The following is a 12,392-nucleotide window of genomic DNA, read 5'->3' on the forward strand; positions in this document are numbered from 1 at the left end:
GTTTTTAACTTTAAATAACAGCAAGTTATATGATGATTCATTGGCATAGCAGTTGCATATTGTTATAGAGCAACAGGCGAATCAGGCTTTTGGCATTGTGACATTTTGTCACATAATTTTAATCTCAAAGAACAAGGAGGAATCATCATGTATCAGGCAATGTACAATGTTAAGAATCAAAAAGGCTTTACCCTTATCGAACTCCTGATCGTTGTCGCGATCATCGGTATTCTCGCGGCAATCGCTATACCGGGCTATCTCGGTATGCAGGAAAGGTCAAGGAAGGGAGCAGTTACAAGGTCAGCAGCATCGGCTGAGCCGGATGTCCAGGGTTGGCTTTTGGCAGCTGGCAAGGGCCTTGCAGCCGGGACAGGACCTGCAGGGACGCTTGTCGAAGTTGACACCAATGGCAACGGAACCATTGCAACTCCTGACCTGAACAATTCGGCCCTTGGCGCATTGCTTACGGCAACAACCCTTTGCTCTCAGTATGTCAGTGCAAAATGGGCGCTCCAGGGTGAAATGTCCCCGTGGGCTACAACTACAGGAACACTCTGGGTTGACGGCGCTGCTCAACCAGGCAGGATAGCCTGCTCCATAAGCGGTACAGCTGCTGTCATTACGGCACAGGATGCCCAGGGTAACACAATTCATACCAAGTCGGTCTATTCCGACTAATTTTTTCTGCTTGTTGTTTTCGGGTCAGGGCAACCCCCTGACCCGAATTCATTATGACCGATAAAATAATCAAGCGATTACACGCAGTATCATTTTCCCTCATCTTTATTGCATTTTTTTACGGTTATCTCCTTACGCCTCTCTGGGACTATGACTTCTGGTGGCATATAGCCACAGGAAGATATATAGCAACCGAGGGGCATCTGCCCCAATCAGATCCATTTTCGTATACCTCTGTCATGGAGGAGAATAAAAATGTCTTTCCTGAGAGAGAAGTTTTTTTCCTGAAGCAGTACTGGTTTGCCCAAGTCATATTCTATTTTATCTTTTCTCTGTTTGGATCATCCGGCATGATAATTACCCGGTCGCTTCTGCTCCTTCTGACAGTTCTTACTGTCTCTTGGCGGCTTAGGCGAGATGGTGTAAGTTTTTATATTAACTTTGTATTGACTTTTCTGCTGTTTATGCTCAGTCTCAGATCTCTCGGGGAAAGGCCTGTGCTCTTCTCCATGCTATTTACCGCCCTTGTCATATTTCTTCTCGAGGAGTTCAGGGAGAGGAAAGGGCGGTTGTTGTTCCTGCTTGTACCGCTCCTGCTTGTCTGGGCGAATATGCACGGGGCTTTTGTCCTCGGTATCATCATAATCTCTCTTTATATGCTTAGTGAAGCATTGAAATTAGGTCTCCGGCGCTCTGAATTGACACAAAAGGATGCTATAGTCTTCTTTTCAGCCACTCTCATGGCAATTCTTGTTACGTATATCAATCCATGCGGCTGGGATGCTTTTTCTATGTCCCTGAACCCAAAATATGACATATTTCAGAAAGGTATTCAGGAATATATGTCACCTTTGGCTGTTTATAAGGAAAAGATCGGCACTCTTGACTACAACTATGCAGCAATAGCAGCCCTGTTTCCCCTTGTTGTGATAATCAGGAACAGAAGGATGGACCTTGCTCATTTTCTGGTGCTGCTCGGTTTTTTTGTCATGAGCGCAAAGGCCGGCAGGTTCATTTTCTTTTACGGCATCATTGCTTCCATGCTGCTGGGCAAGGAGCTTGGTCCTCTTATAACCGGCTTCATCGAAAAAAGACTTTCTGCTGGAACATATCATAAAATACAGGCCGGATTTGCTCTGGCAGCAATTATTTCGACAGCTCTCTTTGTTGTTGGGCTGTCCTCATCCGGGAAACCGAGACTGAACGTGGCCCGGCAGTGGAGCGTGCCAGAGAAGGCAGTCGATTTTATCGAAAAGAACAAACTGCAGGGGAATATTTTCAATGATTACGGTTATGGTGGGTATCTTGCCTGGAGGCTCTATCCCAATAAGACCTTTATCGACAGCAGGACCCTGAATCTTACGGTTACAAATGAATATGGGTGGGTCATCGATTCTGTAGAAAAAGTCGAGGGCATCAGGACAGCCAACGAAAAAACGCCGCTATGGGAAGGGATTCTGAATCACTACAAGATCAGTTATATGTTTTTGTCGATTACGGATATTTATGGTGGTCTGCATCCAATTATTCTTGACCTTGCGGCAGGTGAGAAATGGGTGCCTGTCTATATTGATAAGATTAGTATCATCTTTGTCAAAAACATCGATGCGAACAGAGAGATAATTTCGGAGTATAAGATGGCCGATGATTATGTGTATAATGTCCTCATATACAAGCTCGCAGCATTGACACAGGGAGACCGCATTAATCCACGTTCTCTTGTTTCACTCGGAAAACTTTTCTCAAAGGTTGGCCGCGTTGACGATGCGGTGAAGGCATACCGCTTGGCCGCTGAACGCCTACATGACCCTGATTTGATGAAGAGAATTGAACAGATGGATGCTATAATTGCTCAGCAGGGCACTGCAGGCGGCAAGGAGAACCGCAGCCCTCAAGAAAGAGATAATGAAAAAAGCATGGCTGAATAAAAATGTCTTTGTGACAGGATGCACAGGACTATTGGGGTCCTGGCTTGCTGAGAATTTACTCGACCAGGGAGCGAACGTGATCGCACTTATGCGTGACCACGTCCCTTATTCAAGAGTAAGCAGGGAAGGGATTGCAGACAAGATCGCTGCAATATCAGGGAACCTTGAGGATATGGCAGTTGTTGAGCGCGCGTTAAATGAATATGAAATAGATACGGTGTTCCACCTTGGTGCACAGACGATCGTTCCGATTGCTAACAATAATCCTCTTTCTACGTTTGAGTCAAATATCAGGGGAACCTGGGTTTTGCTCGAAGCCTGCAGACGGAACAGGCGTGTAAAGAAGATAGTGGTAGCATCGAGCGACAAGGCATACGGCGATCAGGAGCATCTTCCTTATCGTGAAGATATGCCGCTCAGGGGAAGGAATCCCTATGATGTATCGAAAAGCTGTGCGGATCTCATTTCCCAGATGTATTTTCATTCCTATGGCCTGCCGGTCTGTGTCACGCGGTGCGGGAATCTTTTCGGTGGCGGCGACCTTAACTTTAACAGGATAGTGCCGGGGACCATACGGTCAGTTCTTTTCGGCGAGCAGCCGGTGATCAGGAGCGACGGCAGTTTTGTAAGGGATTATTTTTATGTGAGAGACGCTGCCGAAGCGTATATCCTTCTTGCAGAGCAGATGGAAGACCCGGGGCTCTGGGGGCATGCATTTAACTTTGGCAATGATGAGCCGATAACAGTACTCGAAATTGTGAAGGAGATCCTTTCGGCCATGGACGCCGCAGGTCCGGCCCCATTGGTGCTTAATCAGGCAAACAGTGAGATTCACAAACAGTATCTTTCGTCGGAGAAGGCGCGCACCATGCTCCGCTGGTCCCCGTCCTTTTCTCTTCAGAAGGGGCTCAGAGAAACGGTCGATTGGTACAAGGCTTTTTTCAGTTCAACATAATAGCTCATGGATAAGGACTATGTTTCGCTCTATCACGCCCTGGAGGAGTCGCATTGGTGGTTTGTCGGCCGGCGTGATATGGTATGGCGGCTTCTCAAAGATCTTGACAGGAACTTGTCGATCCTTGAGGTCGGTTGTTCCGGTGGGCCTCTTATCCGTCTGCTGCAGAGGGAAGGGTTTGCAAAGGTGGCCGGGATCGATATCAATGAATGCTCTGTGCAGCTCTGCAGGAGCCTTGGGGACGCCGCAGTGAAGGTAGCCGATGGATGTTCCACAGGGTTCAGCGACGAACAGTTTGACGTTGTGGTCGCTTCGGATGTGCTTGAACATATTGAGGACCCTGTCCAGGGACTGAGAGAATGGTCGAGAATACTGAGGCCAAAGGGTATTGTGCTAGTGTTTGTGCCTGCTTTTCAATTTCTCTGGAGCCGGCATGACGAAGTCAATCGTCATTACCGGCGGTACACAAAACAGGAGATCGTAACCCTTTTGGAACAGGCCGATTTTTATATTGAACGCGCAGCATACTGGAATTTTTGCTTTTTCTTTCCTGCATTGCTTGTTCGCACCATGCGAAGGATATTCAGCAGGCAACAGGGTGAAAAAGAGGGGAGCGATCTGACCGCATCAGGCAGCATCGTAAACAGAATATTTGAAGCGGTGCTCAAGGCTGAAAACAGTTTGCTGGCAGCAGGACTGAACTTTCCCTTTGGGCTCAGTCTGTTTGCGATCGCAAGGAAGCCATGAGAAGAATAGGTCTTTTATCAATTGTTGTCCCCTGCCACAATGAAGAAGAGATCGTGCACGGTACACATAGAAGGCTGTCTGATATTATGGCCGGTCTGCTTTCGCGGGGGACAATATCGGGGTACGAACTTGTTTTTGTTGATAATGGGTCCACAGACCGAACGCTGAACGAATTGAAGGCCCTTTTTGATCAGGACCCGCATCTGAGGATCATATCGCTGAGAAGAAACTTCGGTTTTCAGGGATCGCTCTCAGCAGGCCTGTATCATGCAAAGGGTGATGCCGTGGTGACCATAGACGCAGACCTTCAGGATCCGCCGGAAAAGATAGAAGAAATGATCGGCCATTATGAGCAGGGACACGACCTTGTGCTTGGTGTCAGAAGATCCCGGGAAAAGGACTCTTTCTTTAAAAGATTTTTTGCCGAGAGCTACTACCGGCTTCTCAAGCTTCTCGGGGTGAACATTGTCTATAACCACGGTGACTTCAGGCTCATGTCACGATCACTCCTGGCTGAGTTCAATGCCCTGCCCGAGCGAAACCGGCTTATCAGGGCAATGATCCTGCAGCTGGAATCCAGGTATGCTGTTGTCTCGTATGAAAGGGAGAAGAGGACCGCAGGAGAATCCAAGTTTACGATCAGTTCTCTCTTCTCGCTCAGCCTTGACGGCATTGTTTCCTTTACCTATATTCCCCTTCGCTTCGCATCTATTGCCGGCATTGTATCCGCTTTTATTGCTGCTGCCGGAAGTTTCTGGGTACTGTATATCAAGTTATTCACTGACAAATTCATACCCGGCTGGGCCTCTATTCTCCTGCCTGTTTTGGCTGTCGGAGGTATCCAGTTATTCGCTCTGGGCATAATCGGAGAGTACATTGGGAGGCTCTATGTCGAGGTGAAGCAGCGCCCCATGTTTGTTGTACGCGAGGAATTTTCACATTCTTCCCGCTCAGCGGACACAGGGAAGGCAGAGGAGAGAACGCATGAAGAATAACGACATCCCTGTGGTGATCCTGGCTGGAGGCTTCGGCACGCGGCTGAGAGAACAGACAGAGTTCATACCCAAGCCTATGGTCCCTGTAGGGGGAAAGCCGATACTCTGGCATATCATGAAGTTATATGCCCATCATGGGTTCCGGCGTTTCATCATCTGTCTGGGCTATAAAGGCGAGATCATCAAGGAATATTTTTTCCATTATCGGATGAGGATCCATGATTTCACCATCGATCTCGCTAAAGAGGAGAGTATTGTTTTTCACCATTCAGGTGCCAGGGATGACTGGGAAGTGACCCTTGCAGACACCGGGCTTAAGGCAATGACCGGAGCCCGCATAAAGAACATCGAAAAGTATATCAACTCTGACCTGTTCCTTCTGACCTATGGCGATGGCGTGTCTGATGTTGATGTGCGCAAGACCGTTGACTTTCACCTCTCGCACGGGAAAGTGGCGACCGTAACCGGTGTAAGGCCACCTTCAAGGTTTGGGGAGCTGGTCATTGAGGGCGACCGCGTTGCTGAATTCGGGGAGAAGCCGCAGGCCGGCGATGGCGTTATCAATGGCGGCTTTTTTGTCTTGAGCAAAGGTGTCTTTAACTACCTTTCTTCTGATGATGATTGTGTCTTTGAGAAAGAGCCCCTTGAAAGACTTGCGAAAGACCGGAATCTCATGGTTTACCACCACCCAGGATTCTGGCAGTGCATGGATACGCTCCGCGATATGGACCTTCTGAACCGCCTCTGCGAGAGCGGAGATGCACCCTGGAAAGTATGGAATGACGCATAGTCAGCTGTTTGCCGGCATACCGGTCCTGGTGACCGGTGCAAACGGTTTTATCGGGTCCCATCTGAGCCGGTATCTGGTCAATCTTAATGCCGATGTCCATCTCTTTCTGAGGGAAGGTTGTGATATGACAAGGATTCGGGACATCGAACCACGAGTGCGGATCTGGCGCGGCGATATGGTGAATTTTCATTCACTTCTGGGCTGTTTTAGTGCTGCTGCCCCGAAGCTCATCTTCCATCTTGCCGCAGTTCTTAATGTCAGCAGGGACATCCGATTGTTGAATTCAGCACTCGATACAAACTTCCAGGGAACGCTGAACCTCTTCAGGGCGGTCCAGAAAACAGGCATTTCTCCTGATTGCATAATAAACACCGGAAGTTCGGAAGAATACGGCTCAGGAGCAGCGCCTTTTGAGGAATCTCAAAGGGAAATGCCGGTTTCGCCATACTCGGTCAGCAAGGTGGCGGCAACGCATCTTGGTCAGATGCTGTACAGGACATCCGGTCTGCCTGTTGTAACGCTCAGACCATTTCTCGTATACGGTCCCGGACAGAGTACGAATATGTTTATCCCCTCATTGATCCGGCACTGCCTCGAAAAAAAGGACTTCAGCATGACCGAAGGAGATCAGACAAGGGATTTTGTATATGTGGATGACGTCGTTGATGCATATGCACGAGCTGCTGTAAGCAGACTGGCGGCAGGAGAGGTAATCAATGTCGGCAGCGGAATAGAGAATCAGATCAGGCACGTTGCCGAGCAGGTAGTACATAAAATGGGATCTCCTGTCAGACTGATGATCGGGGCACTGCAGAAAAGAACTGGAGAGGCAGATCATTTCTTCTGCGATAATAGCAAAGCGCGGGAGGTCCTTGGTTGGGCCCCTTTGATCTCACTTGACGATGGCCTTGACAGAACAATTCAGTGGTATCAGCATAGTTTTCTGGAGAGTATCCGATAGTTGTGGTATAGGGGATTAGGCTGAAGTATGGTAACATTAGCAATAATGTTAGCTTGCAGACAGAGATATATTGAGAAGGAGAAATAGCTATGAACAAGAAAGGTTTTACCCTGATCGAGCTTCTGATTGTAGTAGCGATTATCGGCATTCTTGCGGCTATTGCTATCCCCGGCTATTTAGGGATGCAGAGGAGGGCAGCGAGGACAGAGGCATACACGAACCTCGAGAACTTGCGGCTTCTTGAAGAGCAGTACTTTGCAGAAAATGGTTGTTATTACCGTCCGGCAGGGGTGTGTACAACCCTGGCGAACATGAACCTGGCGGCCATTCAGGTATTTCTTCCAAGATTTACTCCGGGAACTAGCCTGCAGTATGATTATACCTTGTCAACGACGGGAGTGGCTGCTGCAGGCTTTACTGCGAGGGCTCAGGGTAGAGCCGGGACAAGAGTTGCAGGCGATGACTTTACGATCGACAATAATAACAACAGAAACTTCTAATGGCTTTTTCATTGCCCCCTGAGCAGAGCCGTAAGATCGGCTCTGCAGCCTTAGGGCTTATTGGGCTCCTGCTTCTCGGTTTTCTTATCTATAGCAATGTAGTAAAGGCCCCCTTTATTTTTGATGACAGGGGCATCATTACTGAGAATCAGACGATAAAGAGCCTGCCGATAACCCTGCGGAATTTTTCCGGCAGTCGGTATGTTGGGTACCTGAGCTTTGCACTGAATTACGCTTATGGCGGTCTCGCTGTTCAGGGATATCACCTGACAAATATCGGTATTCACATTGCCAATGCGCTGATATTGTTTATTTTTATATGTCTTTTTTGCTCCACTCCGGAGATTCAAAGGGCGTATTCTTCGAAGGACTTTCTCGCATTTTCCTCTGTATTTATTTTTCTTGTGCAGCCAATACAGACCCAGGCGGTTTCGTATATTTCCCAACGTTTTACTTCTCTTGCCACTCTTTTCTACCTCACTTCATTGATCTTTTATATAAAAGCAAGACTCTGCCAGACAGGGGCCGAGGAAAAGCGATTTTTTAAAATAATAGGTTTTTTTTCAGTCTCGCTTCTTTCAGCTGTTTTGGCCATGAAGACAAAACAGATAGCATTTACGATCCCGATTATGGCCTTTCTGTGTGAGATATATTTCTTTGGTTTCAGGGATAAGAACAAAAAGATACGGGGCAGTATCAAGGCTTTTCTTCTGTTTCTCGTGCCGGTGGGGGTTGTGTTGTCGGGGGTGATCATTGCCGGAAAATCTCTTGGCGATGCAGCTTCATCGCTTGATTCGCTTTCACGGGAAACCGTGCAGATCTCAAGGAGCGAATATCTCCTGACCCAGTTCAAGGTTGTCACTACATATCTCAGGCTTATGTTCCTTCCGATGAACCAGAACCTGGATTATGATTATCCTGTATCAACCACCCTATTTTCGCGGGACATGATCCTGCCTCTTGTTGTTCTCGGATCCCTTGTTTTTGTTGCGGGCGCTGCCTATAAAAGAGTGAGGCTTCTGTCGTTCGGTATTGCATGGTTCTTTGTTGCACTTTTAGTGGAGTCAAGCGTAATACCCATACGCGACGTTATTAATGAACACAGGATGTATCTGCCTTCAGTAGGATTATGCATCGCCTCAGTGGCTGCGGTTGACAGAGCGGTGCAGCACCAAAGGGGTAAGATAGGGCTGGTCGTCATGATCATAGTCTTTCTTGCTGTCGGGACAATGAACAGAAACCGTGTCTGGCAGGCGCCCGGGAGTCTATGGAGTGACGTTATCTCTAAGTCGCCGAACAATGCAAGGGCTTACAATAACCTTGGTATTGTGTACAAGGAACAGAAGTTTTACGGAACAGCCAACGAGCTTTTTGAGAAGGCGCTTCAGGCGGACAAAAACTATACTGCAGTGTACTACAACCTTGGAGACGTACAATATTGGCTTGGTAATTACGAGAAGGCCCTTGAATATCTCGATATGGCCATGAAGGGGAAAAAAGACAGGCTTCTTCATGTTGATATTCTGAACAAGATGGGGCGGACCTATGGCGCGATGGGCCGGAGGGAACTGGCAATCGACAGCTTTCAAAAGGCTATAGAGATTAACCCCTTATCTCCTGTCTTCAGAAACAATCTGGCCGTGCAGTATATCAAGGCTGAACGCTTTGATGAAGCCATTGCCACGCTTGAGCAGGCACTGGTCTATGCGCCCCATGAAGACTATCTTTTTCTTAACCTTGCCAATGCCTATGCAGGCAAGGGAGATGAGACGAAGAGAACGATAATGTTAGAAAAAGCCCGGCAGATAAAAAGAGCACAGCAGCCGTAGCATTCAGCAGTATTCAGCCGCCATCAGCTTCTTTAGCATGCGTGAGCCTATGCTACAATAACAGGATGTCCACGCAGGAACTGATCATTGAAGGCGCCCGGCAGAACAATCTCAGAAACATAAGCCTTTGCATTCCCCATAACAAGGTCATTGCAGTGACCGGGGTCTCCGGTTCAGGAAAATCGTCACTGGCCTTTGATACGATCTTTGCCGAAGGCCAGTGGAGGTTTATTGAATCCCTCTCCTCCTATGCCAGGTTATTCCTCGAAAAGCTGGACAGGCCTGATGTTGACGCGATCCTGAACATACGCCCGGCGATAGCGCTTGAGCAGAAGAATTCCATTCGTGGTTCGCGCTCGACCGTCGGCACGCTTACAGAGCTGTACGATCTCTTCAGGGTCCTCTTTGCAAAGGTCTCAACCCCTTATTGCCCGCAGTGCGGCAAGGAGATACGAAAATGGGATCCATCGCAGATATCCGCAGAGCTTGCAGAAAAATACGCGGGTCAGAAGGCATTCATCCTCTTTGATACGAAAGAGCCGCCTGAAGAGATGAAAAGAAAAGGCTTTTTCAGGGCATGGAAGGACGGGGAGATCACAGAACCCGGCCCTGACCTGCAGTCAGACGGCAATCTCACGATCGTGCTTGACCGGCTTGTTATTAAAGATGAGCCGAGGCTTTCCGATTCCGTAGAAACTGCATGGAGAGAAGGCCGGGGCAGCATGAAGGTCTCGATCATAAGCGGTCAGTCATCAGTAGTCAGTCATCAGCAATCAGTCATCAGCAATCAGCAGTCAACAGACAATACTATTGCGTTGAAATTTTCATCAGAGCATGCGTGTGAGGACTGCGGCATTGTCTTGCCGGAGCCGTCGCCTCTCCTCTTCTCATTCAACCACCCGATTGGCGCATGCCCTGTCTGTAAAGGCTTTGGCGATACGCTCCAGTATGACGAGGATCTCATTGTTCCTGACAGAAATCTCTCTCTTGCAAAAGGGGCAGTGGACCCCTGGAACAAGCCTGCAGCAAAGTGGTGGAGAAAACAGCTTCTTGCAAAGGGGAAGAAGGCAGGTCTTGATCTTCATAAACCGTATGCTGACCTCATGCCCGAAGAAAAGGACATACTGTTTAAGGGGGTCAAAGGGTTCCATGGCATCGATGCTTTTTTTGATGAGCTTGAAGGGTGGAGGTACAAGCTCCATGTGCGGGTATTCCTCTCACGATACCGAAGGTCAGCCACCTGTCATGCGTGCGGAGGAAAGAGATTAAAGAAAGAGGTCCTCTCGCATAAAGTTTCCGGTCTGGATATTGCCGAACTGTCTGCCATGCCGGTCACTATGCTTTCTCAGTTTTTTGCAGATATCGATCTTTCTCCCTTCAGGCGGGAGATGGCAAAGGAACTGCTGAGGCAGATAGCCATGAAGCTCGAATATCTCGAAAAGGTGGGGCTTGGATACCTCACGCTCAACCGGTATGGAAAGACCCTTTCCGGGGGTGAATATCAGCGCATCAATCTTTCAAATCAGCTTGCGTCAGTCCTTACAGGAACGCTCTATGTGCTCGATGAGCCTACCATCGGTCTTCATGCGAGAGACACGGACAGGATTGCAGGCATATTGAAGCAGCTTGCAGAATTGGGCAACACGGTCATCGTTGTTGAGCATGACAGAAGCATCATCGAGGCGTCTGCATGGATGATCGAGCTTGGCCCTGGCGGAGGCCACAGGGGGGGCAATGTAGTCTTCTCCGGACCCTTGCAGGATTTCCTTAAGGCTGATACGCTTACTGCGCGGTACCTGCGCAACGAGGAGAAGGTCCGGCTTCCGTCAAAGAGAAGGTCCTTCTCCGGAGACCTGTTGATGCTGTGCAATGCCAGCGGCAATAACCTCAAGGGCCTGGATCTGAATATCCCCCTGAAAAGATTGATCGCAGTCACCGGCGTTTCCGGCTCAGGCAAGAGCAGCCTTGTTGTCGAGACCTTGTACCGGGGTCTCGCCCGCCACTTCAGGATCGGCAATGAGCAGCCGCTTCCGTATGATGAGCTGAGGGGTGCAGAGCAGCTGAAAGGGATAAGACTCATTGATCAATCGCCGATCGGCAAGAGTCCGCGTTCAAACCCCGCAACCTATCTCAAGGTCTTTGACCATATCAGAAAGATATTTGCCCAGCAAAAAGAAGCAAAGGCACACGGCTATGAGCCTGGATTCTTTTCCTTTAATGTTGCAGGCGGAAGATGTGAGACGTGCAAGGGCGGCGGGTATGAGCTTATGGAGATGTTTTTTTTCGAGGATCTCTATATAACCTGTGAGAAGTGCTCCGGCAAGCGGTACAGGCCAGAGGCGCTTCGCGTGACCTTCAGGGAGAAGAATATCTACGATATTCTGAACCTTACGGTGGAGGAGGCGATAGAGCTGTTCAGGGAATACTCTGCCATAACAGCAAAGCTTACTTTGCTTATGGAAACCGGGCTTGGATATCTCCGCCTTGGGCAGTCTGCTACAACGCTTTCAGGGGGAGAGGCCCAGAGACTCAAGATCTGCGCGGAGTTGCAGAAGACAGGGATCAGGGATCAGGGACCAGGGGTCAGTAAAGTCAAACCCAAAATCCCAATCCCTAACCCCGGGTTTTTGTACATTCTTGACGAACCGACGGTCGGGCTTCATTTTGAGGATGTGAAGGCCCTGCTTCATATTCTGAACAGGCTTGTCGAGGCAGGTAACACGGTTGTTGTGATCGAACACAATCTCGATGTTATCAGGGCAGCTGACTGGGTTGTTGACATCGGCCCGGAAGGCGGCGATCAGGGCGGCAGGATCGTGTTTGAGGGCACCCCCGATGAACTGGTGAAAGATAAGAAGTCATATACAGGCATATATCTGAAAAAATATGGCTGATGTGCCAGTCAAGTATTATTAACGCGCCAGTTAAATGCCTTAATTTTGTCATTCCGGCTTGCTTGTGCCCGACGTTTGGGTATCCGGAATCTTTCTTTGTTTTCGACGTATTATG

General features: G+C 48.8%; 8 protein-coding genes and 2 pseudogenes. All 10 read left to right on the top strand.

All coding sequences use genetic code 11. From position 1 onward, the window contains the following. Positions 1-159 precede the first annotated feature (159 nt). The 10 genes and pseudogenes from HZB62_12715 to uvrA all read left to right on the top strand — a co-directional run bounded on the left by HZB62_12715 (position 160) and on the right by uvrA (position 12,277). A pseudogene (locus HZB62_12715) lies at positions 160-258 on the top strand (prepilin-type N-terminal cleavage/methylation domain-containing protein). A 473-nt stretch (positions 259-731) separates the two neighbouring features. Then, positions 732-2,606: a hypothetical protein gene (locus HZB62_12720; GenBank protein ID MBI5076015.1), complete on the top strand. Its 1,875-nt coding sequence runs from the start codon at positions 732-734 to the stop codon at positions 2,604-2,606. Further along, positions 2,584-3,561: a GDP-mannose 4,6-dehydratase gene (locus HZB62_12725; protein ID MBI5076016.1), complete on the top strand. Its 978-nt coding sequence runs from the start codon at positions 2,584-2,586 to the stop codon at positions 3,559-3,561. Before HZB62_12720 ends, HZB62_12725 begins: the two co-directional genes overlap by 23 nt. Before the next feature lie 6 nt (positions 3,562-3,567). Beyond that, a complete protein-coding gene (locus HZB62_12730) occupies positions 3,568-4,308 on the top strand; it encodes a class I SAM-dependent methyltransferase (protein ID MBI5076017.1) in 741 nt (246 codons plus the stop codon). Beyond that, positions 4,305-5,303, top strand: a complete 999-nt coding sequence (locus HZB62_12735; GenBank protein MBI5076018.1) for a glycosyltransferase family 2 protein — start codon at positions 4,305-4,307, stop codon at positions 5,301-5,303. Before HZB62_12730 ends, HZB62_12735 begins: the two co-directional genes overlap by 4 nt. A 4-nt stretch (positions 5,304-5,307) precedes the next feature. Continuing rightward, positions 5,308-6,093 carry a glucose-1-phosphate cytidylyltransferase gene (rfbF, locus tag HZB62_12740; protein MBI5076019.1) on the top strand — a complete coding sequence of 262 codons (786 nt, stop codon included), beginning with the start codon at positions 5,308-5,310 and terminating at the stop codon, positions 6,091-6,093. After that, positions 6,083-7,054: a GDP-mannose 4,6-dehydratase gene (locus HZB62_12745; GenBank protein MBI5076020.1), complete on the top strand. Its 972-nt coding sequence runs from the start codon at positions 6,083-6,085 to the stop codon at positions 7,052-7,054. The genes rfbF and HZB62_12745 overlap by 11 nt, the downstream gene beginning before the upstream one ends. Positions 7,055-7,143: 89 nt before the next feature. Beyond that, positions 7,144-7,230 (top strand): annotated as a pseudogene (locus HZB62_12750) (prepilin-type N-terminal cleavage/methylation domain-containing protein). Positions 7,231-7,553: 323 nt separating this feature from the next. Next, a complete protein-coding gene (locus HZB62_12755; protein ID MBI5076021.1) occupies positions 7,554-9,383 on the top strand; it encodes a tetratricopeptide repeat protein in 1,830 nt (609 codons plus the stop codon). 41 nt (positions 9,384-9,424) lie between these two features. Beyond that, positions 9,425-12,277, top strand: coding sequence for an excinuclease ABC subunit UvrA (uvrA, locus tag HZB62_12760; GenBank protein ID MBI5076022.1), 2,853 nt, complete (start codon positions 9,425-9,427; stop codon positions 12,275-12,277). Positions 12,278-12,392: the final 115 nt, after the last annotated feature.

The organism is Nitrospirota bacterium (assembly GCA_016214855.1).
GTDB lineage: Bacteria > Nitrospirota > Thermodesulfovibrionia > Thermodesulfovibrionales > UBA6898 > UBA6898.